General features: G+C 50.0%; 22 protein-coding genes. 4 read left to right on the forward strand and 18 right to left on the reverse strand.

What is annotated here, in order from left to right; translation table 11 throughout:
* The first annotated feature begins 10 nt into the window (after positions 1-10).
* Entirely contained in the window at positions 11-394 is a 384-nt protein-coding gene (locus tag NYE74_RS01660; RefSeq protein WP_124333605.1) for a RidA family protein, read from the forward strand.
* 322 nt (positions 395-716) lie between these two features.
* A complete protein-coding gene (locus NYE74_RS01665) occupies positions 717-1,121 on the forward strand; it encodes a type II toxin-antitoxin system death-on-curing family toxin (protein WP_124333606.1) in 405 nt (134 codons plus the stop codon).
* Positions 1,122-1,366: 245 nt separating this feature from the next.
* Here NYE74_RS01665 and NYE74_RS01670 read toward each other — a convergent pair whose 3' ends face one another.
* From NYE74_RS01670 to NYE74_RS01755, 18 genes are all read right to left on the reverse strand, one after another.
* Positions 1,367-2,158 carry a MurR/RpiR family transcriptional regulator gene (locus NYE74_RS01670; protein WP_227877178.1) on the reverse strand — a complete coding sequence of 264 codons (792 nt, stop codon included), beginning with the start codon at positions 2,156-2,158 and terminating at the stop codon, positions 1,367-1,369.
* Positions 2,158-3,342: a MalY/PatB family protein gene (locus NYE74_RS01675; RefSeq protein WP_155619698.1), complete on the reverse strand. Its 1,185-nt coding sequence runs from the start codon at positions 3,340-3,342 to the stop codon at positions 2,158-2,160. The genes NYE74_RS01670 and NYE74_RS01675 overlap by 1 nt, the downstream gene beginning before the upstream one ends.
* 15 nt (positions 3,343-3,357) lie before the next feature.
* Entirely contained in the window at positions 3,358-4,959 is a 1,602-nt protein-coding gene (malX, locus tag NYE74_RS01680; protein ID WP_341004558.1) for a maltose/glucose-specific PTS transporter subunit IIBC, read from the reverse strand.
* Positions 4,960-5,078: 119 nt separating this feature from the next.
* Positions 5,079-6,113 carry an HD-GYP domain-containing protein gene (locus tag NYE74_RS01685; protein WP_227872975.1) on the reverse strand — a complete coding sequence of 345 codons (1,035 nt, stop codon included), beginning with the start codon at positions 6,111-6,113 and terminating at the stop codon, positions 5,079-5,081.
* 104 nt (positions 6,114-6,217) lie between these two features.
* Positions 6,218-6,784 (reverse strand): hypothetical protein, encoded by a 567-nt coding sequence (locus tag NYE74_RS01690; RefSeq protein ID WP_196427479.1) that lies wholly within the window; start codon positions 6,782-6,784, stop codon positions 6,218-6,220.
* Positions 6,785-7,096: 312 nt separating this feature from the next.
* A complete protein-coding gene (locus tag NYE74_RS01695; protein ID WP_124333612.1) occupies positions 7,097-8,197 on the reverse strand; it encodes a toxic anion resistance protein in 1,101 nt (366 codons plus the stop codon).
* Positions 8,198-8,217: 20 nt separating this feature from the next.
* Positions 8,218-8,925 (reverse strand): hypothetical protein, encoded by a 708-nt coding sequence (locus NYE74_RS01700; RefSeq protein ID WP_124333613.1) that lies wholly within the window; start codon positions 8,923-8,925, stop codon positions 8,218-8,220.
* A 79-nt stretch (positions 8,926-9,004) separates the two neighbouring features.
* Positions 9,005-10,021, reverse strand: a complete 1,017-nt coding sequence (locus NYE74_RS01705; protein WP_227872976.1) for an ATP-grasp domain-containing protein — start codon at positions 10,019-10,021, stop codon at positions 9,005-9,007.
* Positions 10,005-10,826 carry a hypothetical protein gene (locus tag NYE74_RS01710; RefSeq protein WP_124333615.1) on the reverse strand — a complete coding sequence of 274 codons (822 nt, stop codon included), beginning with the start codon at positions 10,824-10,826 and terminating at the stop codon, positions 10,005-10,007. Before NYE74_RS01710 ends, NYE74_RS01705 begins: the two co-directional genes overlap by 17 nt.
* A gap of 2 nt (positions 10,827-10,828) precedes the next feature.
* Positions 10,829-11,962 (reverse strand): cysteine protease StiP family protein, encoded by a 1,134-nt coding sequence (locus tag NYE74_RS01715; RefSeq protein ID WP_124333616.1) that lies wholly within the window; start codon positions 11,960-11,962, stop codon positions 10,829-10,831.
* 17 nt (positions 11,963-11,979) lie between these two features.
* Entirely contained in the window at positions 11,980-13,299 is a 1,320-nt protein-coding gene (locus NYE74_RS01720) for a phosphoribosyltransferase family protein (RefSeq protein ID WP_341004559.1), read from the reverse strand.
* Positions 13,300-13,303: 4 nt separating this feature from the next.
* A complete protein-coding gene (locus NYE74_RS01725; protein ID WP_124333618.1) occupies positions 13,304-14,515 on the reverse strand; it encodes an HpcH/HpaI aldolase/citrate lyase family protein in 1,212 nt (403 codons plus the stop codon).
* Between the two features lie 154 nt (positions 14,516-14,669).
* On the reverse strand, positions 14,670-15,473 hold the full coding sequence (locus tag NYE74_RS01730; protein ID WP_124333619.1) for a TerC family protein: 804 nt from the start codon (positions 15,471-15,473) through the stop codon (positions 14,670-14,672).
* 22 nt (positions 15,474-15,495) lie between these two features.
* Positions 15,496-16,803, reverse strand: coding sequence for a TerD family protein (locus NYE74_RS01735; RefSeq protein ID WP_341004560.1), 1,308 nt, complete (start codon positions 16,801-16,803; stop codon positions 15,496-15,498).
* Between the two features lie 40 nt (positions 16,804-16,843).
* Positions 16,844-17,425 carry a TerD family protein gene (locus NYE74_RS01740; protein ID WP_124333621.1) on the reverse strand — a complete coding sequence of 194 codons (582 nt, stop codon included), beginning with the start codon at positions 17,423-17,425 and terminating at the stop codon, positions 16,844-16,846.
* A gap of 21 nt (positions 17,426-17,446) precedes the next feature.
* Positions 17,447-18,025, reverse strand: a complete 579-nt coding sequence (locus NYE74_RS01745) for a TerD family protein (protein ID WP_124333622.1) — start codon at positions 18,023-18,025, stop codon at positions 17,447-17,449.
* 77 nt (positions 18,026-18,102) lie between these two features.
* A complete protein-coding gene (locus NYE74_RS01750; RefSeq protein ID WP_124333623.1) occupies positions 18,103-18,678 on the reverse strand; it encodes a TerD family protein in 576 nt (191 codons plus the stop codon).
* A gap of 32 nt (positions 18,679-18,710) precedes the next feature.
* Positions 18,711-19,313 carry a TerD family protein gene (locus tag NYE74_RS01755; RefSeq protein ID WP_124333624.1) on the reverse strand — a complete coding sequence of 201 codons (603 nt, stop codon included), beginning with the start codon at positions 19,311-19,313 and terminating at the stop codon, positions 18,711-18,713.
* Between the two features lie 1,091 nt (positions 19,314-20,404).
* On the opposite strand from NYE74_RS01755, the gene NYE74_RS01760 reads away from it, so the two are divergent.
* Positions 20,405-21,319, forward strand: a complete 915-nt coding sequence (locus NYE74_RS01760) for an IS1595 family transposase (protein ID WP_341004561.1) — start codon at positions 20,405-20,407, stop codon at positions 21,317-21,319.
* 651 nt (positions 21,320-21,970) lie between these two features.
* Positions 21,971-22,627 (forward strand): HD domain-containing protein, encoded by a 657-nt coding sequence (locus NYE74_RS01765; protein ID WP_316561754.1) that lies wholly within the window; start codon positions 21,971-21,973, stop codon positions 22,625-22,627.
* The last annotated feature ends 84 nt before the right edge of the window (positions 22,628-22,711 follow it).

A 22,711-nucleotide genomic window follows, 5' to 3' on the forward strand; every position in this document is an offset into this window, starting at 1 on the left:
AGAGAAAAAAATGGCTAATGTCAAAACCTACAACCACGATCTTTGGGATCACGGCATCTCCCAGGGTTACAGTGTCAACGGCACCATCTACATTTCAGGGCAATTTTCCCACGATACGGAGGGCGCGTTCGTTGGCGTGGGCGATATCGAGGCGCAGACCCGGCAGACGTTGGACAATCTCGATCGCGTGTTGGCGGGATTTGGGGTCACGAAGTCGAACCTCGCTTATGTAGAGCTCTATCTGACCAAGGCGGAAGAGCATTTCGAGCCCGTCATCCGGCTGTTCAAGGAATACATGGGGCAACACCGGCCAGCCGGCAGCCTCATCGGCGTGACCTACCTGGCATCCCCTGAGCAACTGGTCGAAATCCGCGCCGTCGCACACACGGACTAACTCGGCCGCCACATCACTATATTATTCCCTTGAGGGAACAATGATCTGCTTAATCATAAATACACTCACGCACTTAATGTTTGCGAGGGTGTATTTTTATTTTGCAGCAAGTACAAAAAAACACTTAAATTCTTCTGTTTCATGGCTAAGATAAGCTGGACTAAGACTTAATGACGCGGCTGTTTGTCATATCCAGATATGCTTGTATAATTGTTGTAACAGTTGAAGACCTTGCCTGCGGGAATAAGCAGCGAATTTCTCGAAGCACTCTCGGGTGTGATGGAGGAATACGATGAAACCTTGAAAGGCCTGAAGGATCGTTATGACCGTGCGATACCTGTCTGTCCAAGTGGCTATTGCCATTAATGTCGCCATGATACAGAGATATAGTCCCGGGGAAGATGTCGGAGTTAAGGATGGGGGCATGTTGGAGTCTGCGGTATTTCGGCCGCAATTCTCTGCTTTTGACGATGAGGCATCCCCTTCTTTATTTGAGAAAGCCGCAGCGCTGTTTCAATCCCTGGGACAAAATCATCCCTTTCAAAATGCAAACAAACGGACCGCTTTTGCCGCTTTAGCGATCTTTTTGCGGCTGAACGGCTATGCCTTTATCATGGACCAGAACGCGGCTGAGGAATTTACCGTTGACATGGTGAACCATCATTATGAATTTCAGGAACTTGTGCAAGTGATTAAACAATATTGTAAAGAAACCCCACAACGATGAGAAAAATCCCACGAAATGCAAAAGTGCATGCGACTTTTGTCGAACCCCCTCTAAACCGGTGGTTCAAATGTAAAAGTGCAGTTCATTTCCGGTCAAAAACTGCTTTTTTATCGGATAGCCTCAAATGAGATGCACTTTTGCACTTCAGTCGCTCTAAAATGGTAATTTACGAAAAATGAAATGCACTTTTGCAGTTGCCCCCATCTGGCCGTCCTTCTTCCCATGAGAAACGATAAACTCGGCTTTCAGCGCCAAAGCCTATCCTTGAGCGAATGGTTCCCATACTCCAACACCAACAGATCCAAATAAATTTGAAAAGGCGCTCGCGAGCACATGTCGACACCGTTGAAGTAGCAGTGTTCGATGGGGGTGTAGAAGACAAGGTCGGAGAGTTCGGTCAGGCGGTTGGATTTGGTTCCGACCAGGGAAAGAATCGGCGTGCCTTGATGTTTGACGATATGCGCATATTCTAAAATGTTAAGGGTCTCTCCGCTGTAGGAAACAAAAATGGCCAGGTCGTCCTTGCTTAAGTTTTGCGCGGCACATCGTAAATCGTCCCAATCCATTCGGGCCATGTTGCTTTTCCCTAACATCAGCAGCTTTTTGGAGGCGTCCCAGCAAACGGAATAGGAATGGCCGACTCCGAACCACTCGACTTGTCTTGCTTCGGCGAGCATGGAGGCGGCCTGCTTCAATTTATTTTCATCGAGATGATGTAAAACCTCTTGAATGTCCTTTTCATAGCGTTTGACATAAGCGGATAAAGAGGCGGAGAGTCCTTCGTTTTTCGCGGGATCCTCATCGCGCAGGTAGAGGTGAAGCTGTAGCTTAAAATCCTGAAATCCTTGGAAACCCAGCCTTTTACAGGTCCGGCTGATCGTTGCGGTGGAAACAAACATTTCTTTGGCCGCCTCTTCCAATTTCAAGGACACTAACCGTTCCGGGTAACGAATAAAATGGTCTAACACTTGCCTTTCAAGCTGGCTTAAATTTTCCCGTTGCTGGACTAACCTCTTCATAAGGGTCTGCATGTTCATCACCTTTTCATGTATAGAACAGAACTTTTCAGACGTTCCAAACCTTCCAGAAGCTTGGATTGCGGACATCCAACATTCATTCGCAGAAAGACACCTCTGTCCTCTCCATACACATCACCGGGCATAATCCCCACTTTACCTGTATGCACAAGCGCATGTTGCAGCTCTTTTTGCGTCTTAAGCACCCCTGTGCAGTCGATCCATGCCAAATAAGTAGATTCCGGGATCGTAAACTGCAGGATTGGCAGCTCCGTAGCGATATATTCCTTGATTATTTTCATATTATTATACAGATAGGAACAAAGCTCATCAACCCAATAGCCGGAGCGCCGATACCCCTCGATAACGGCAATCTCCCCAAAAATATTCGCGCTGGATACCCCATCCCGCCCCTTTAATAACCGCAAAAATCGTTCTCTTATATCTTCATTAGCAATAATCGCATAAGAGCCGCCCAAACCAGGAGTGTTGAAGGTTTTACTTGCCGATGAGCAGATGAAGATATGTTCCGCATCGTTGGCCACACTGGTCATTGGAAGATAAGTCCGCTGATGGTAGGTGATGTCCATATGAATATCGTCCGAAATCACTTTAACCCCATACCGCTTGCATAAATCCACGATTCTTGTTAACTCCGGTTTGGTCCAAAGCCGTCCCGTAGGATTATGCGGATTGCACAGTAAGAATACTTTCGCCTTCGGGTCGGACAGCTTGTGCTCCAAGTCGGTAAAATCGATTTCGTAGCTTCCTTCTTTAAGAAGCAGCGGATTGCTCACAAGCTTTCGCTTCATTTCACGAATTAACGGAAAAAACGCATCGTACGCCGGGGTCTGCATGACAATATGATCCGCTTCCGAGGTTAAAATTTCAATGAGCCTTGCGATCGAATAAATCACGCTTGGACTATACACAATCCAATCCATTTCGATGTTGGCGCCAAAACGCGTCTCGTACCAGTAGGTAATGGAAGATTTATAGTCCGTATGGTTCCACCTCGTATATCCAAATACCCCATGATTGGTACGTTCCTTAAGGGCTTCCAAAATTTCAGGCGGGCTTTGAAAATCCATGTCGGAAATGGAGAAGGGCAATAAATCGTTCACCCCGAATCGATCTTGAATAAAATCCCATTGAGTACAATAGGTCCCCATCCGGTTAACCCTTTGATCAAAATGACTCCGCATGTTATCCCTCTTTACTCATCCGCTGATTTTATATCCTTGCGATTCCATCAGTTTGCCGATCTCTACCCGCACATGGTTGACTTGCGCTCCGATGATCACCTGAAGATTATGGGCATCCAATTTGACAACCCCCAATGCTCCATGCTTTTTTAGCGCCGGTTCATCTAATTTTTCCATGTCATCCACGACTAATCTTAGTCGGGTAATGCAATTATCCAACGATTGAATATTCGCCGGGCCGCCTAAGGCGCTTAATAATTGCGCCGCTTGACTATTGGAGGCAGCTTTCCCGCGATCTTCAGAGGACCCCGCGATTACCGTTTCAGTATCGTCGTTATCTTCTCTACCCGGTGTTTTCAAATTAAATTTAGTAATTGCAAAGCGGAATACAAAATAATAGACCGCAAACCAAATCAACCCTACGATCAGCACCAAATACCATTTCGTATCGGTTCCTTGCAGGACTCCAAATACGAGAAAATCCAGGATGCCGCCGTCGGTATTGCCGATTTCCGCGCCAAGCAGGGCCATCACCATAAATCCAAGTCCGGTAAGGACGACATGAATCCCGTAAAGAACAGGGGCCAGGAATAAAAACAAGAACTCGATAGGTTCTGTTATCCCGGTCACAAAAGTGGCAATGACCCCGGAAATAAGCAAGCCTTTGATCTTTTGGCGATTTTCCGGTTTCGCCGTATGATAAATGGCTAAAGCAACAGCCGGCAGACCAAACATAAAGGTCGGCATTTTCCCCTGCGAAAGAAAAGCGGTCGCGGAAGCCGTAATCGGTGAGCCGCTTTTAAGCTCCGCATAGAAAATATTCAGCGCCCCCGAAACGGTTTCCCCATTGACAACGGCCGTCCCGCCCGCTTCCGTAAACCGAATCATCGCCACCAGAATATGATGAAGTCCAAACGGCAGCAGCAATCTTTCCCCTGCTCCAAACAGAAATGGGCCAAACACGCCCGCTCCTTGAATCATGGAACCAATGCCGTTGATGATCATGGTAAAGAAAGGCCAAATCATCGGAATGATCAGACCAACCATCGATAAAGTTATCGCCGTAATGATCGGGACAAATCTGGGTCCTCCAAAAAAGGCGAAGGCCTGCGGGAGTTTAATATTATGGAAGCGTTGATGGAGAAAATAAACGATCAATCCCGCAACAATTCCTCCGAGCACCCCCATCTCGAGACTTTGAATCCCCAGAACCATGCCCTGGCCTGCCTGCCTCATGACCTCCGGATTCGCCAATTGATCCGTTTCCACCAAATAGAAATTGATCGATAATTGCATCACAATATAGCCGATCAGACCGGAAAACGCCGCTACCCCTTTCTCATATCGGGCCAAACCAAGCGGGATCGCCATCGCAAACAGTAAGGGTAAATACGTAAAGGCAAATCCGCCGAGGGTAGAAATAAACCGGAGACTCACTTGTATGAGCTGATGATCCAAAAAAGGAAGATTTTCGATCGTTGTCGGACTGGTAAACGAACTGCCGATGCCAAGCAATAATCCCATAAAGGCGAGAAGCGCAACAGGCAGCATAAATGTTTTCCCCAGCCCCTGAAAAAACTCCCATCCCTTAGAAGCTGATCGGACCTTTGTTTTCATCGCTAAACCTCCACCAAAAAATGAACTTATCTACACTCTACGTCTCGAATGCCTATATTAGCAATCGCTTTCACCGTGTTTGTAAATGCGTACATTTTTTGTGTGGAGGGTACAATCCCCTAAAAAATCCGCTTGATATGTACCGATAAATCCTTGCTCAAATCGACGTAGCCGTCTTCCGTCCGGATTAAAGGATGCGTCAGGTCGTGAGGATTAAGCATGACGACAATGCCCTTGCGGTCGTCCGTCAGCACCACGGGGCTGCCGATGAGGGAGTGCATCATCTTCTCCACAAACATCTTTGTAATGGAGGGGTCCAGGGGGCCGAAGGCGTCCTTTTCCATCTGATCCAACACTTCATTAAAAGGTGCCGGGTCGCGGTATACCCGCTTGGACGTCATGGCGTGAAAAATGTCCACCACCGCCACAATCCGGCTGAAGAGGTCGATTTTTTCCGCGGTGATGCCCAGCGGATAACCGCTGCCGTCCATGCGTTCATGGTGCTGAAGCGCTACCAAAGCCTGCCTGTGATTGACGCCAACCGTGTCCTTCAGGATTTCATAACCGAACACCGTGTGATTTTTCATGATGGCGAATTCTTCCGCCGTCAAAGCCCCCGGTTTATTTAAAATCTCGTCGGGGATCAGCGTTTTGCCGATATCATGCAGAAATGCCGCGGCGGTTAATTGCAGCAGATCCCGATGATCGAGCCCCATCCAGCCGCCGAGCAGATTGGACATGGTCCCGACCGCGATATTATGGCGGTACGTATAATCATCTTTCGCTTGCAAAGCGGCGAATAAACGGATCAGTTGGGTAGCTTGCGTCATCTCGTGAATCGCGGGAATCACGCTTTTTCGAATTTCCGCCAGAGGTACTTTCTTCGTTTCCCGCACTTCATTAAATATCTCATTTACGTACTGCACCGCGTCATCAACGATCTTCGCCTGGGGGGAAGACAAGTCTTCCAGAGCGAAAATCTCCGCGGCCAGATCATCTTCGGTCAAAATAATGCCCCGGTTTTCCAGCGTCGCGAGATGCTCCTGCGTAATGACCATCGATTCGGACAGCAATAGCGCACCGGCTTCGCTAAATATATCTTTATTGACTTTTCGCCCGATAAAATGCAGCGACGTCTCATGGGAATCTCTCAAGCGGTCTCCCTCCTTTTTCCGCATCCTTAATCTTTATATTTTGCCATACGAATCTTTACGATTTCTCGACAAAATCAAAAAGCCAGCTAATAAGCTGGCTCCCATTACCACCGTCTTCTGTCCTCGTTATTGAACCGCGGGCCCAGCAAATCCGAAATCCGCGACTCCGCGTTTTGATATGTACTCACAATATTCTTTATGGTATCAAATTCCTGATCCCCCGGCCCAAGCCCGCTCATAAACATTCTTTCCAGGATCGCGCCGTAGAAATCGATGCGTTCGCGAAGATGATTGCATTCGATGTCGATCACGTCTTCGACCGTATTTTCCTCCACGAAGGCCGTAATCTCATCTCTATGATAGTCCGGCGCGGGATCCCGGTCATTGATGATCGATATGGGGTCATTAATATTCTGAAGATCGATAGAGCTTCGAATATCCGAAAACGGAATTTGCTGCTTGGCGAGCATCACCTGGAACGGTTTATGCTTGAACAATTCGCACATCACCAGGTAGCACATCTCCCGGTTGGCGATCAGGATTCCTTCAAAAGGATGCAGAATCCAAGCCCCTTCTTTCATGAACAGGTCGAAGTTAAATGGTTCCCCTCCATATACGTACCTAATAGTATAAGCCGTTGGAGATTGTTGGGAAAAGCTGAAATCCTCCACGCAATAACACACCCCTACACCCAGAATGCACTGATATGGATATCATACCAAAACCCGGCGGGTGCAGTCATCTTTTCCTCAACCGCGGCGGTTCCAGCTTATGAATATCATCGGCTTTATTAAAGCTGGCCGCAACGATCAAGGTTGCCACAAGAATACCGCAAATCCATGCTCCTATCATATTTAAGCCCCTCTATTTTTTCTTCCATACATATGAACTTCAGCGTTCGGATATGACATGAAATGCTATGAAAAGAGGGAAAAAAGGGACGCATCCGCGGAAAGGACACATCCCTTGTACTATCAATGATATTAATCCAATAAGCTGGTGTTCAGCGGGTCGTTCGTTTTCAACTCGCCGCCGGCGTTGTTTCCGGGCATTAACCCGAGACGGTTATGCAGCTTGCTGTTGATGTCGCTTAAGTGTTTCGTTTGCTCTGTAGCCGTCTGAATGATCGTACGGTTCGATTGCTCGTACAAGTCGATGGCGGTAAAGAGATCCGTCATGGCCCGGTCGATCGATTCCATCTGCAGACCAGGTTTTCCGAGCAGATCGTTGGTTTTCTGCGTGGTTTCCTTCAGCATGCGGGAGTTCTCCTCGAACATCGTCTGCAGCGTCGAGTTCGCCGAATTCACGGCCTCGATCGTATCCAGCTGGTCCTGCAGCGCCATCGTAATCATGGCGGATACGGAAAGGAGATGCTGCGTCTTGTCGATCGTGGCTTCCACGGAATCAATCAGCTTGTCATTATTATCGTTAATAATATCCGTACCGGCGATCGCCTGCTGATAGAGCATCACCATTTCTTCAAACGATTGAATCCGCGTGACCACTTTCCGCAGCCCCCGCTCCAGGTGGGTTTTGCGGTTTTCGTTTTCCGGTTTGGCGATTTCCCGCTCGAACAGCTCTTTCAGTTTATGGCCCATCGCGATCCGCATTTGCAGGTTATATACCGACTCCAGCGACGAGCGTTTCAGATTTTTCATGTATACGATATTCTCTTCCAGCGTCTCTTTCCCGTTTCTCAAGGACTGGACGATGGCATCCACATTGGTCTTAACCGATTGATATTTATATATGTAGTTTTTCAGCGGCGTTTTCTTAAGCAGTTTATCAAAAAAGCCAACCTGCTTGCTCTTGCTGAGCGAGTCGATTTCCGACCGGAGCTTGAGAATGTTGTTGGAAACTTCGGACCGTTGCCCCGACATCAGCTCATTGATGGGCCGCTGCAGCATCCCCAGGGATTGGCTGGCCTGCTCCATCGTTTTTTGCCCCATCCGGCCGATGTTGTCCATGAGCGTTTCGAGCTCCATCGAATCGGTGGTGGCCACCTTCTGGATCAGTTGGTTCGCTTCCTGTTCCACTTTCGCAAGATCGGCCTCTTTTAATTGAACCCTTTCTACTGTAGACATGAGAAATGCCCCTCCTCTTATTAGTTGGACCGGTACCGCTGCTGAATCAGATCCACCCGGGTTTGCAGTTCGATAAGGTCTCTATGTTCAATCGTTTCTACATAAGATGACAGCTTGGTGTTGATATCCTTGATCCCGTTAAGCAGGAGCCTTCTGTTCTGGCGTTTGGCCTCCCCGCTTAAGTTCAAGAACGGATTGATCACTCCATTTAAATCTTTGAAAATAAGCCTTTGAATATTGTGATTGATATTCCCGTCATGCAGCGTCTTGAGCTGCGGAATCAGCCGATTGACTCTGGCCAGCAAACTGAGCGTCTTTTCGACAATTTCATCGTCGAGGTTGTTCTTCTGTCCTTCCGAAATAACCATCTCTTCCGTGACTTGAATGTACTCGATAATCGGTCCCCAGAAAGCGTCTTTCTCGATCTCCGGAGCATTCTCCGCAGCCGAACGAGCCTGCTCCTGAGCTGAACCCGGCGCGCCGGGCGTTCCGGATGTGCTTGATGTGCCGGATGCTCCGGATGCTCCGTTATGATTCACCTGCTCGTTGAGCTGGGTTTCCGGCCCTTGCGTCTTTGGTCTTGATAACCGGCTTAGTAAAGCGATAGCGGCGAGAGAGAACAGTGTGGGGATCAGCAAATTCACAAGCTCCGGTAAAAACTGGGCCGTAAACAGAGATGCAATGAATCCAAGCAGCGAAATTCCGCCCGCAAGTTTATAACGAGTCATGAACCGGTTCCTCCTTCCCTACCTGATAATAACTGTATCTTAAGTCTTGGGCTCATATCGTGTCAATTCTTGGTGAACTTTAGAACAAGCGCTTGATGACGTATTCTTTCTCAAGATGGGTGGCGTAAATGCCGAATTCAGGAGACGGTGTCTCAAAATCTTCTCCCAGCAGCAATTTAACGGCCAGATAAGGGAAGTTAATCCCCGATAAGCAAGTCGTATATAACCCTCCCGAGGTGCGCGGGTTAATTTCCAGCAGCTTGGGCACATCCCCTTGATAGATAAATTGAATGTTGAAATTGTACTGAAGCGGCAACACGCGGTGAATCTCGTGGGCCATACGTATTAACGTTTCGTTTTGTTCCAGCAGGCGCAGCCGGCCCTCCACCTTCTTCCTGGGTACGGCGGCAACGATCCCTTCCGCAGATCCCAGGCAATCCACGCTGTATTCGCTGCCCTCCAAATACTCCATGACCATCAGAGGCGGAAAGCCGGGTTCGCTCCCCAGCAGCCTGACCGCTTCTTCTATATGAATGGCAGCCCCGGCCCACTCATATAAACTTTGAAGCGTGGCAAGCTCGTCCGTGACGATTCTGAACCCGGCTCCCCCCTCTCCGGAGACCGGCTTAAGGCAAACCTTGCAGCCTTTGTCCTTAAGCCGCTTGTATGCCTTTTCAAATTGTTCCAATGTGGTTACGACCTCATAATCGGGAAGTTGAAGACCAGGCACGCCGCTTAAAAACTCGAACAGCCGCCCCTTGTCATCCACGATGGACAACATTTCGGCGGAGCCGGCCAGCATGACCTTTGTCCCTATTCTATCAAAGTCATCCCTATGTTTGGCAACTTCGGCCAGGCGATAATGGGGAATGAAAATGTCAATTTTATGTCTTTCGCAGAAATCCAAACAGTAAGCCGCATACTCGTGAACGGGCACGTCCGGTTCCAGTTCGGCATCGTCGGCCGCCTGAAGCATGATGGAGTGGCGGGAGGGGTGCGTAGCGAATATTCGGAACGGTTTGCTGTCCGGATTGTGGCGGATCATTTCAACATAATGGCTTGCGGCGGAGAATGTCCGATTAAACCATATATTCACGGGTAGATTCCTTCTTTCGAAATACTTCAAGAACCGATTGCAAAATTTCCTCCGAAGCCGCTATTCCCGATTCTTGAGTAAAATGGTAGTTCCCCGACCCTGCGTACGCGGCATAAAGCTCCCCATGAGCCGGGGCCAGAGCGTAATCCGCGGCCTTCAGCAGACTTTCATCCAGCAGGGAGTCGCCCGAAGCCGCCGCAAACGCCGAGGATAACCTTTCTTTCACATATAACATGGCGCTGCCTTTATTGATTTCCGCGGGGATTAAATACAGCTTTCTCCCTTGGATGGAAAGGCTCCAGCCCAAAGATACGATCTCTTTGCCGAACGAGCGGACCCATTCCGCAGGGATTTTCTCCCGGTCAATAATGACGGTATAAAACAAGCCATCCGCCAAATATTCCCGCAGAACCCAATCGGGGGAAGCGATCTCGCGAAAACGCCGCAGCAGCTCGTCATGGTTCAAATAGTCGTCCTGGAGCCGCCGAATCCTAAGCGCCCAAGCGGGATCGGGCTCGCCGTCGATCAGGATGTTTCCCCCATTGCTCGTGATTGCGTATTTAGGTTTCATATGGGAGGCGATATGAAATATCCGCTTGTATTGTTCAACGGTACGCGTAGTGACCGGGACAAAGGCGGCGAATTGCTGCAACTCCCGCAACAGGGACGATGTCTTTTTCGACATATACGAGATGTATTCGCCGTTGTACAGTTCAACCGGGAGATGCTGCGCCGGGTCTTGCGGCAGTCCCAGTGCCCTTTGGGAGTAGATCAGGGTCCGATCCAGATCGCTGGCAAAAATCACGCTTATTCACCCGCCTTCAGAGGTTTAATAATGCCGCAGCAGGAATAAGTGAGATCATCGTAAGTTTCCACCGGAACGCCCCGTTCCCCCGCGAGCAGCAAAATATGCTGCAGGCTCGGATTATCCAACCGGTCCACGAGAATTTTCCAGGGAATTCTGCGCAGCAGCACACGCGTGGTTTCCCCCACCCCCGGTTTGACCAGATTAACGTCGTCAATACCGAAGTCAAGCTGGATTCTCCGGATATCGCTCATCCCTTTCCAGGTCTCCAACCGGCCGGCATTTTCGGACAGAATCGCCGCCGCTTGGCCGCGCGCTTCTTCCGACACTTCATCGAAGCGGGAAGAGATCTGATCGACAAAATAATTCGATAAATCATTAGGCAGCCATTCTCTATAAAATTTGGCTCCGTGGAAATCGTCTGGCCCGATAAGATCCTGCCTCAGCACCGTTCTGCTCATCAGCCCGGACACCGTGGAATTCAAGCAGGCGCTGGGGATCAGGAAATCCTCGCGGGTGCCGAAGGTACTGGAGCAGCAGCCCGGGTCTGCCAAGACGGCGAGATCATCGCTTAAAGCGACTCCGTATTTCAAACGAAAGCTCTCGCAAGCCGCAATAAGCTCTTTGCGAATGGCCCCTTTTCCCGTCCACCCGTCCACGAACTGGATGTCCAGCCCCGGGTGATTTTGCAGCATGTAAAGCACGGCATTTTCGTCTATCCCGCGGCCCCGGATGATCGAAATACTGTAATGAGGCAGCTCTTGATTGTACAGCATTTTAATATAACGCTTGATGAGAATGCCGATGGGGGTGCCCGCCCTGGCCAGCGAAGCCAGGACCGTGTTAAACCCTCTCTTCTTGACGATCAGCTCGGACGTTACGGCAACGGCCAATGCTACTTTGCGCGCGGTCGTGGTTAATGTATCGTGAAACAGCTGAATGTACTCGGGGGAAGGCTGATATTCCACAGGCAGCATTTCCGAATAATGCGTTCCCGACTGGATCGCCCCCTCACGATCTTCGGTTCCTTTCTCCAACGCGATCGCGCTAAGATCCTTCAGCAAGAAAACGACGTCTTCCCGGCTATAGCTTCCGAGCGGAACGGGCGAGGCAACGGTTTTATTAAAAAGAGTCATGTCTAACGCCTCCCATTCTAGTTAAAGTGTACAAAATGGAGTGCAGGCACCCCTGTTGATTTCAAAGCATTTGCGTATGATTCCAGGCCGGCTTGATGCGAACGCTCGACAAATACGAAGATTTCATCGTACTGTCCTTCGCTAATGTTATAGAAGAAATAACCGATCTCCGCGTCATCGGGGCAATCAAAAGAATACGCGTTTTTAATACCGTAAGAGGCCCCGTTGAACGGATGGATTGGGCTTCGCGTGCTTGATTGGTAATAAACGCCGGCCCCCATCTCCGCGGCGATCCTCATGGGTATGTACATAAACTCTCCCGTTCCCATGCACAGCGTTTTGCCGCCCGCTCTTTTGCTTTTTAATAACGCCGCCGTTTGGGAGATCATTTGATCCAGCTTTTCATTGTCCGTACCCTTGAGGCCAAAGCGGCCCGTAAACGCAAGGTAAGGTTTAGTGTTTACTTCCCCCGCGGAATTCACCGACGAGAACGGAACATGACTGAAAAATCGCCCGGCCTCGTAATGGTAGATTTGCGGCTCCTTGGAAGGCTTGGACATCGCGCTTTCGCCGCGGCGCTCCAGGCCTGGCGCAGTGCCTCCGACTTTGATCTGCCCCCGGACCAGCGATAGACAGTCGATCGTGACCTTAAGCTCGGCTTCCGTTTCCTTAAAGCGGGCGATATCCTCGTCCGACCTCCAATCCAACAGACTGGCTAAGACATAACGGCTTCGCGGATGCTTTTGGTGAAGGTCTCTGATGATGTTGATAGCGGTTTTGCCTGTCGTTATTTCGTCATCCACAAGAACTACTGGCTCGTCCCCGCGGAAAAAATCAACCTCGGACGGGTAGCAACGATGCGCGGTGGCGTGAGAATGCTCTTCTTCAAAGGTCAGCGCCGGCCCCGATTCGACCAGGGCGTCCCGGGTCGTGTGAATATATTTGGCCGGGCCGGTAAAGGCATCGTACATGCTGTGCCCCAGCGCGGTTGCGGTTTCCGCAAACCCGATAAACAAAGCGGGCTCCGGGATCGGCAGTAAATTCGCTTTGACCCGTCTATAGATGGCCGCCGCTTCCTGCGGATTCACGATCCCCCGCACAATTTCCGCTATGTCGCCGATGATTTCTCCACCGCAGTGTTTCTGGTACAGGTAAGCCAATGCCGCCCCGCTAAGCAGCGAAACTTCGGGCACCACCGGAATGTGTTTGCCCAGCACTTTGCTGACAAACAGAAAGCTTCGTTTCTTATTGATCCGCGCCGCCATCTGAAACAGAGCTTCCAGCGGCAGCTGAAACGGATTGTCCAGAATTTCGATCTCGACTTCCAAATCTTCCAAAATCTTATATAAGCGCCTGTTCAATGTCTTTGGTTCCGACGAGCAGTGAAGTATAGCTTTGGTTTTCACGTAACACCCCATAGATTTGAGATCGTAAAATAATGCGTTTCGCCCAAGTTAAATGCGGCTTGATTTCATTCATTTTGTTTTCGTATTGGCTCTTAAGCACGCCCGCGATGCCGTTGCTGTTCGCAACAATAGACGTTGCATCCATGTACTCTTCATGGGTCACTACATACATGGACTGGACCGGATGAATATGGGAAGGATGAATGATGGTTTTTCCCAGGATTCCGTTCTCTTTGTCCAGTTCCGTTTCCCGGATCAGCCCGTCGACATAACCGTTGATATAGTCCATGCGCAGGAGCCGTCCGTGCCTGCCGGCCGCCTCCTCAAAAGGAGTCTGCCTGAGCAGCGGCTTAAGCACGCGATTGCTCTTAAAATACTCCCACACCGGCCCCGAAATCACATACGGGTTTGCAGCCCGTCCAAAGACGTTGATGATATCGGCGATACAGTCGCGGATCACGCCGATATCGTAAATCGTCATATCCGGATTTCTCCGCAGGCCAAACAGGCTTGAGAAATCGGTCGCGCCAATCCGAACGTTCAAAACGTGGTCTTTATGGCCGTCAAGCAGACGCCGAATCCCCAGCAGCGTATCCAAGCGCGACTCCCGGTAAATGACATCGGCGGTTTCCAGAATCGGCATCCCATAAAGCATGGGGGCCTGCGAACGTTTGGTACGGTTGTATTCCTCGATCAATTCAAGAAACTGCTGTCCGTTCTCCAAAGAAAACTTGGGCAGGGCAAATCCCGAGATCACTTCGATGGAATTCTCCAGCAGGGCGATAATTCGCTTCATTTGTGCCGGAGTACGAACCCGGACGAAAATTAAAGGAATCTCTTCGTCCGTGATTTGCTCTTGCTGCTTTAATTGGAAGATGCGGTTCAATTGCTGGCAAAGATTTTTCTCGGCCGCTTCGACCTGAGCATCGCCTACCGCGTCTTCCAGGTCGATAATCGCCGTGACCAGTCCGCGGATTTTCCCGGAAACCAGTTCATCCGCTATCCTCGGTCGTATGGCGGGCATATAAAGAGCGGCCCCAACGGCGTGGGCTAGGACCTCCCGGCTTGATTTATTCGTAAACGGCTGGGGTTTCAGATAAAAAATCTCGGCGTCCTGCTCGCTTTTTAAATAGCTGAAGTAGTGCATTCCGTTCCCCTCCTTCAGTAACCAAATCATCTACTATCGGGAAATAGATTCAAATCTATGAATTTTCGCATGAGTAAAAAATATCCCCCCCTATAATTTAAGGAGGGATATATGTTATACGGCCCTAATTCGATAAGGGATTCATCTTGTGTGTTTACATGGACTGAGGTTTCGATTCTTCCGATTTCGATTTCTTGCGAATGGAACTGATGATGATCGTACCCGCCAATACGGCGATCAAAAGACCAAAGAACATAAAGTGGCTCATATGGAATCCGAACACGGCGGCCAGCATTTTGGCGCCGATAATAATGATCAGAATGAATGCCGCCCGTTCAAGCTCAGGGAACCGGTCGATAAGTTTCAGGAATACCTGCGCCACTCCCCGCATCATAAGCACGCCGAGAATACCGCCGAGGAAGAGAACCCATACCTGATCGCTTACGCCAAACGCGGCAATTACGGAATCCACGCTGAAGGCAATGTCCATTAACTCTACGGTAAGAACCGTACGCCAGAATCCGTAAGCTTTGCCTTCGATTTCATCCTCTTCGTCGTTTTTCTTGCCGATGTAAGGAATAACCGGCACTTTGCCCGCGCGAATCCACTTCACTTCCAAATCGAACAGATTGCTGAAGGCGATCCATAAGAGGTACAAACCGCCCAAGATTTTAACCCATGTAATTTTGACGAGGAACGTACCTACGCCAATCGCCAGAAAGCGGAAAATGTAGGCCCCGATAATACCATAGAACAAGGCCTTTCTTTGCTGCTCTTTGGGCAAGTGCTTAACAAGGACTGCCAGAACAAGCGCATTGTCGGCGGACAGCAGGCCCTCAAGGAGAACCAGGGAAGCGATAATGCCCCAGGTTACCGGATCGGACAATAGAGAAGCCAAGTTGTTCCAGTCAAAAAATGACATAAAATTGTCTATAAAACTATTGATGAATTCGGACATTACCTAAAATTCCCCCAAAATATTATTTAGAGCCTTCCGTCCATCGCAGTCCCCAATTAAAGGCGCGGTCGAGTTCCAAATGACCCGAGAAATATTCGACGATTCTTTCAATGCTGAAGGTCTGGTTGTTCACATTGCGGATCATGGCGATGGCGCACATGCCTTTGCGGTTGTTATGCTCGTCCAAGCGCACGACAATGTCGGGCCCGTCCTGCTGCTTGATCGTTACGACACCGTCGGCTTCCGACCAATTGGTTACGCCTTCGTAAATGTAAGCGAAAACCAGCACTTTTTCGATCTCAGAGACGTAGCGGCCGTTGATTCTCAGGTTTTCGCCGGTTGCGACGTTGCCGGTTCGATCATCCCCGTCGAGAGCGATGTACGGGAGACGATTGAGGGAGCCGAAGCTTTCGCCAAGCGCTTGAATTACGCTTTTTCTCCCATCTTTCAACTCAAATAAACAACCCAGGTCGAGATCGACGCCTTTGCTCCCGAAGAACCCTTTTTGCTTCCTTTGGTTCCAGTTCAAGTTAACCAGGATTTCGCCGAGATCTCCCGATTTCTTCTCCAGGTTGATGACGTCGCCGCGTTTCTTCAGCTCAATTTTAGACAAAGAAAGCGGCTTGGCCGGAGACGGAGACGGTCCGGGCGCCGGAGCGGGAGGCGGTGTTGCCGGTGCCGGCGCTGGCGTTGGCGCAGGCGACGGCGTTGGCGCAGGCGACGGCGTTGGCGCAGGCGACGGCTGGGCTGAGGGCGATTCTTTCACCTCAATGCCGAAGCTGCCGCACAGAGCGGCCAATCCTCCCGAATAGCCGGAGCCTATGGCGTTAAATTTCCACTCGCCGTTGTATCTGTACAATTCTCCCACGATGATTGCCGTTTCCACGGTGAAGGATTTTCCGATGTTATAACGGATAATTTCGAGTCCGTTCGCCGGATCGACGATACGAATGTAGGTATCATCAAGCTGGGAGAAGTTTTGTCCTCTTTTTTCCCCGTCGTAGATGGTTAGTGCAAAAGAAATTCGATCGTAGTGCAGCGGCACGTTCCTAAGCGACACGGCTAACTGCGCTTGATCGGCCACTCCGGAATAGGCTTGCTTGTTATTCGACAGCACGGAGATCGACTGATTGGGGCCGGTGGGATTCCCGTAGAAGATCAAATCTTCATCTTTCGTTACTTTCGCGTTCTGCGCCAATAAAAAAGCTGAAAAGTCCACCTCTAAGGAACTGTTGGCATTACGCCAGCCCATCCCCACGATGATATTATTCAGATTCGGGTTATTTTTCGTCAGGTCTGCCTTTTGGCCTTTAATCAAGGAGATCGTCACGAATTTACCAACCTTTCATATATGAAGATAAAGGAAGCTGTTATTGTGCATCCAAACCGTAGTTTCTGCATAAAGCCGCAAGGCCCCCGTTGAAGCCGGAGCCTATGGCCTGGAACTTCCACTCTTCTCCGTGACGATACAGCTCGCAAACCACAACCGCGGTTTCCAGAGAGAAGTCTTCGCCAAGATCGTAACGGGCGATCTCTCGATCGGTCTCCGCGTCTACAACCCGAACGAAAGCGTTGGAAATATGTCCAAAATTTTGATTGCGCGCCACTGCGTCATGGATGGTTACGGAAATACCGACACGATGAATATGCGGAGGGATCAGTGAGAAATCGATGATAATCTGTTCATCATCCCCCTCGCCCTCTCCTGTCCGGTTATCTCCGGTATGTATGACAGAGCCGTTTGGAGTTTTGGGATTGTTGTAGAACACAAAATCCTCGATCCCCTTTGCCTTGCCGTCCGCATGAAGCAGAAACGCGGAGGCGTCCAGGTCATAATCTTGTCCGGAGCTGTATTTATTGATATCCCATCCTAAACCGATGAGCGCTTTTTTTAGTCCTGGGTTCGTTTTCGTCAAATCAATACGCTGGCCTTTTGACAGGCTGATGGTCATTCCGTTCCCTCCCTTGATCGGTTAAACGTTGATTCCAAAATCTCTGCAAAGTCCGGCCAGACCGTCTTTGAAGCCGCTGCCGACCGCACTGAACTTCCATTCGCCGCCATGACGGTACAGTTCGCCTACCACCACGGCGGTTTCTACGGAATAATCTTCACCGAGGTCGTAACGGATCAGTTCCTCGCCGGTAGCTTCATTCACAACACGCACATAAGAGTTTGCGACTTGGCCGAAGTTCTGATTTCTTTCTTGAGCTTCGTGAATCGTAATGCAGAAGGCAATTTTGCTGATATCGGCAGGTACGTTAGCCAGGTCGATCTTAATCGTTTCGTCGTCGCCCGCACCTTCGCCCGTCCGGTTGTCGCCCGAGAGTACGATAGAGTTGTTGCCGTTGGCAGGGTTGTTATAGAACATAAAGTCGGCATCCGAATTGACTTTGCCCGTTTCATTGAGGCAGAAAGCGGAGGCGTCCAGATCGAATTCTTTGCCGCCGTCGTACTTGTTCGTATCCCAGCCAAGACCGACAATGATTTTCGCCAAACCCGGATTCGATTTCGTCAGGTCAACCTTTTGACCCTTGGATAGATTAACCGCCATCTTGATCGCTCCTTCGTTTATGGTAAGAAAAAGGGCCGCCTGTCTTAAGACGGCCGGTAGAGTATTCCAGGGGTGTATTAGGAAAGGCCAAAGTCGCGCACAAGTCCGGCCAAGCCGTCCTTATAGCCGCTGCCTACCGCGTTAAACTTCCATTCGCCGTTATTGCGGTATAATTCGCCGACAACGATCGCCGTTTCAACGGAGAAATCCTCGCCGAGATCGTAACGGATCAGTTCTTCGTTCGTAGCTTCGTTAACAATCCGCACAAAGGCGTTGGAAACCTGTCCGAAGTTCTGACTGCGCGCCGCCGCGTCATAAATGGTGATACAGAAAGAGATTTTTTCGACTTCCGCAGGCACGGCCGCCAGATCCACCTTCAGCTGCTCGTCGTCCCCTTCCCCTTCACCAGTACGGTTGTCACCGGTATGTACAACAGAGCCATTGCTGTTTTGCGTGTTATTGTAGAAAATGAAATCCTTCTCGCTCGCCGCTTTGCCGGAAGCGTTCAGGCAGAATGCCGAAGCGTCCAAGTCAAAATCCTGTCCGCCGTCATATTTGTTTGTATCCCAACCGAGCCCCACGATGACCTTAGTGAGCCCGGGATTTGTTTTCGTAAGATCGATTTTTTGGCCTTTTTCCAAACTGATAGACATAGATTAGCAACTCCCTTGTTAAATAATAGTCATTAAATATAACGGCTTGCCAAATCATTAATATGTGCGGCATGCGCCCCCTCGCCGAGAGCGTTGAATTTCCACTCGCCATCATGACGATAGATTTCGCCTACGAGCAGCGCCGTCATCCCTGCGTAGCTGTCCGTCAAATTAAACCGGATCAATTCCTGGTTGTTTACCGGATTAACGACCCGGATGAACGCGGATTTGATCATCCCGAAATCCTGGCCGCGGGCTTCGCATTGATAGATGTTAACTACCATCAGGATTCTTTCGACATTAGCGGGGACTTTGCCAAGGTCAACGATGATCTGCTCATCGTCGCCATCCCCTTCGCCCGTTAAATTATCGCCCGTATGTTGCACGGAACCGCACGGGCTCTTCAAATTATAAAAACATACTATATTTTCTTTCTTATCCAGCTTTCCGCCGGAGTTTAACAAAAGCGCCGAAGCATCGCAGTCGATATTGGCTGTCCCTTTCTTTTTTCTCCCGAAAAATCCGCGGGTTTCGGTTTCCGCCGGATCCCAGCCCAAGCCTACGATGATTTTGGACAATCCTGCATTGTTTTTGGTCAAGTCAACTTTCTGGCCTTTAACAAGAGAAATTGACACGCTTTTCACCCCCTTCCAGATAGTGCCTTATTACTAGATTATAAACTATTTTCAACAGAGAAACCTATGTTTTGACACAAATTTTATTGTTAAATTGGCGTAAATCCGTCGTTCTCTGTCGCATTATGCCATCAGCATTCCATTCATAGCATACCGATTCCATTTACATCCAAAAGAAGTGTTTCTCTGAGAAAGAAAAACCTCGCCGTTGGTGCGTTCCTTTGCCGTACAAACCCGCTTCGGCCCTTTCTAATCCGTAGTTTACGTCCATCCGTTTGACGCTGCTTCATAGCAACGGACTCATTTTACGTTATTTTGCTCTAAATTAGCTCAACCGGGCCGATTCGGGGAAAATAGAGCCACATGTGTCCGTTGCATTTTGCAAACCTCCATTTTTCCCCAAATAACGGATCTGGTGCCCCATAGCGCCAAGCCGGTCAAATGCGCTTTTGCCCACTATCCGACCAAGGAAATAAAATAGGAAGCGGTGGTTCGCTGTTTTGTCCAGGCCAAGATTTTATTCCTACTCCTTCTGTACACCATCAGCGTTTTAGCCAATTTGGGTTCTGGCCGCACCGAAAGTTGAGTTATAACTCAACTTTCGCAGCAAAAAATCGGCGCAGACAAGCTTTGATGTAGCTGGGTAAAGCAGCAATCCATTGCCGGAGTTGACGCTAAATCTGAGGCGGACAAGTGTCTTCCCGGGTTTTTGGGCTACTTCGGTGAGGAAGCGTCAACGACTTAGACGCGTCACGATTCGGCGAGGTTAGTGTATCTACCTTTTGCACCGCGGCCGTCTCGAGGAGTGTCACAAATCGACGCCAGGTGAGGGGGCTGTCCAAAAGGGCTGTCTAAAGCGTTCGTGTCTTGGTGTCCCTGCCTGCTGATTGCCTTTGCACGATTATCCCTTTCGTTCATGGAGCAGGGGATGGGGGCTAGAGCAAGGGTTCCAAAAAAGAGAGAAGAAAAAGAGCGGGGAAAAAATGAGGCTGTTCAGGTGAGATTTTCGGCTTGATTAGAGAACGTGTGTTTGGTATAATGAAATAAATGGAACTAATGTTCGTATATTGTTAATTTGGGGGCGAGTAAACATGGAGATCAATGCGGGAACGGAACTTCAATCATTCAGCAGCCGTTTTAACAGCGAGCAGGACTGCATGGAAGCGCTGATCGCGATGAAGTGGCCAAACGGCTTCGTCTGCCCGCGCTGCGCTCACACCCGGTGCAGCCGCCTGACCTCCCGGCATATCCCTTTGTTCGAGTGCGGAAAGTGCAAGCATCAAACATCGCCTTTGGTCGGCACGATTTTTGAAGGAACGCATCTGCCCTTGCTCAAGTGGTTCGAGGCCCTGGATTTATTCCTGCTGGAGGGCGGCATCTCGGCGCTGCGGCTGCGCCAGGTGATCCGGGTCACCTACAAGACCGCCTGGTCGATGCTGCACAAAATACGTCATGCCGTGGGGGAGTTCGATGCCCGGGAACTGCTCTCCGGAGACGTGAAGGTGAACAGCGATCAGTATGGACGTAATCCGTCCCGGTGTCAGCTTTCGCATCCGTATGCCTCGGCGGTCGTAGCCGGCTGCACGGTCACGGAGTCGGGCGAGCCGGAGCAGGTCAAAATCCGCCTGGTGCCGCATAAGCGGGGAGGTGAAAAAAGGGCAAACCGTCACGAACTCGCTGCGTTCATCAACGGGCATGTGGATGTCCGTACATCGGCGGTACAGTCGTTCCCTCAGGCCTTTCGGCTGTATGCGCCCTTGCGGAAAGTGGTGAGAGAGGCGTGGGAATCGCTGAAGAGTACGTATGGAGCCTTGGGACTGAAGCATCTGCAGGCGTACCTGAACGAGTACACCGTACGCCGCCGGCTGCGCCTGCAAGAAGGACGGCCCGGAGCGGAAGAAACGATGCGGCAGAAGTTACTGCGCATGTGTGTGGCGATTCCGGCGATCCCTTACCGCCGGCTGATCGCGCGCCAACCGAACCAGTCCCTTGCGGCTGCAGCCTGATCGTGATGCTTGAACGGTAGGGGGAGTTTGATGCAGATCAACTTAAATGGGTCCTTGATCTCCTGTCTTGATCTCTTGACCGGTCTGTTTCACCTCCCCTAAACCTGATTCCTTCTCCTAAGCCCGTCTAAATTATCTCTAGCCTATCTGCTTTCCCACCAAATATTTTTTCTCTCGAGCTTGTCTTTCTCTCTGCTACCTGATCAAACGGGATAATCGTGTAAAGTCTCCGTACAGCAAGTGTTGATCTGTCGTCCCGCCCCACTTCCCTATCCTCAAGCTTTCAACACCCTTCCGCGTTTCTTGGCCACGATCGGCTTTCGACTTGACTGGTAAGCAAGGACTATAAGGTTGAGCTATGCTCCCCATGCTGTCTCGGCTCTTAAAAGCCGAAAACTACCGTCACCGTAAGTTCATTCGCACCCCCACGGCCACTGCCTCGAAATCACCGGCGTTTTATCGGATGTATTTTTGCCAAGCGCTCGTAATCTGCAACGCTACGGCAAACGGATCTTCAACATCTAAATTAAAATCAGAAACTGCCGTGCCATCCTGCGGCTCCCCCAGGTTTACTGTATACTTAAACTGAAAACTATCGGGACCGGAATTTTCTCTCCGTTTGCCATTTAAAAAAGGAGTATATGGAGTATAATGAAGCAAAATAACAAGGAACTGATCATCGCCCAGGCCGAAACCGATGTAAGAAACGAACTGGAAAATGAAAGCACCGGTCATGACTGGGGGCATATTCAGAGGGTTACCCGGCTAGCCAGGACTATCGCTTTGCAGGAGGGCGCCGACCTGTACATTTGCCAGCTGGCCGCGCTTCTCCACGATCTGGCCGATGCCAAACTGAATCCGAGTGAAGAGCACGGTCTTCGAAGAGTAAGAACTTGGTTAGACGAGCATGGTGTCGATCCCCAAGATACCGGGCACGTGATGGAGATCATTTCGACGATGTCTTTTAAGGGAGGGAATTCATCGCCCATGAAAACCCTGGAAGGCCAAGTGGTGCAGGACGCGGACCGGTTGGATGCGATCGGGGCGATCGGCATCGCGCGCGTTTTCACCTATTCCGGGGCCAAGGGGAGAGTGATGTACGATCCCGAGGTGAAGCCCAGAGAAACCATGACCGAAAGCGAATATAGAAATGGGCAGGATACCGCGATCAATCACTTTTACGAAAAGCTGTTGAAACTGAAGGATTTGATGAACACCGCGTATGGGAGGGCCTTGGCCGAACAAAGGCATCAGTTTATGCTGGAATATCTGGAGCAGTTTTACGCTGAGTGGGACGGGGAAAAATAGGAGATCAAAGGATTGCGGAAGTCCAAAAAAAGTAAAGAGGAACGTACCGCTCCTTAAGGAGTAGGCGTTCCTCTTTTTCTTTGC

The sequence above is a fragment of the Paenibacillus sp. FSL P4-0127 genome (genome assembly GCF_038007325.1).
Taxonomy (GTDB): domain Bacteria; phylum Bacillota; class Bacilli; order Paenibacillales; family Paenibacillaceae; genus Fontibacillus; species Fontibacillus macerans.

Bases quoted from the DNA above. Each gene is read 5' to 3' on its own strand.
- NYE74_RS01660 (WP_124333605.1), top strand. From the start codon at position 11: ATGGCTAATGTCAAAACCTACAACCACGATCTTTGGGATCACGGCATC.
- NYE74_RS01665 (WP_124333606.1), top strand. From the start codon at position 717: ATGACCGTGCGATACCTGTCTGTCCAAGTGGCTATTGCCATTAATGTC.
- NYE74_RS01670 (WP_227877178.1), bottom strand. From the start codon at position 2,158: ATGAACATGCAGACCCTTATGAAGAGGTTAGTCCAGCAACGGGAAAAT.
- NYE74_RS01675 (WP_155619698.1), bottom strand. From the start codon at position 3,342: ATGCGGAGTCATTTTGATCAAAGGGTTAACCGGATGGGGACCTATTGT.
- malX (WP_341004558.1), bottom strand. From the start codon at position 4,959: ATGAAAACAAAGGTCCGATCAGCTTCTAAGGGATGGGAGTTTTTTCAG.
- NYE74_RS01695 (WP_124333612.1), bottom strand. From the start codon at position 8,197: ATGTCTACAGTAGAAAGGGTTCAATTAAAAGAGGCCGATCTTGCGAAA.
- NYE74_RS01700 (WP_124333613.1), bottom strand. From the start codon at position 8,925: ATGACTCGTTATAAACTTGCGGGCGGAATTTCGCTGCTTGGATTCATT.
- NYE74_RS01715 (WP_124333616.1), bottom strand. From the start codon at position 11,962: ATGACTCTTTTTAATAAAACCGTTGCCTCGCCCGTTCCGCTCGGAAGC.
- NYE74_RS01725 (WP_124333618.1), bottom strand. From the start codon at position 14,515: ATGCACTACTTCAGCTATTTAAAAAGCGAGCAGGACGCCGAGATTTTT.
- NYE74_RS01730 (WP_124333619.1), bottom strand. From the start codon at position 15,473: ATGTCCGAATTCATCAATAGTTTTATAGACAATTTTATGTCATTTTTT.
- NYE74_RS01740 (WP_124333621.1), bottom strand. From the start codon at position 17,425: ATGACCATCAGCCTGTCAAAAGGCCAGCGTATTGATTTGACGAAAACG.
- NYE74_RS01745 (WP_124333622.1), bottom strand. From the start codon at position 18,025: ATGGCGGTTAATCTATCCAAGGGTCAAAAGGTTGACCTGACGAAATCG.
- NYE74_RS01750 (WP_124333623.1), bottom strand. From the start codon at position 18,678: ATGTCTATCAGTTTGGAAAAAGGCCAAAAAATCGATCTTACGAAAACA.
- NYE74_RS01760 (WP_341004561.1), top strand. From the start codon at position 20,405: ATGGAGATCAATGCGGGAACGGAACTTCAATCATTCAGCAGCCGTTTT.
- NYE74_RS01765 (WP_316561754.1), top strand. From the start codon at position 21,971: ATGAAGCAAAATAACAAGGAACTGATCATCGCCCAGGCCGAAACCGAT.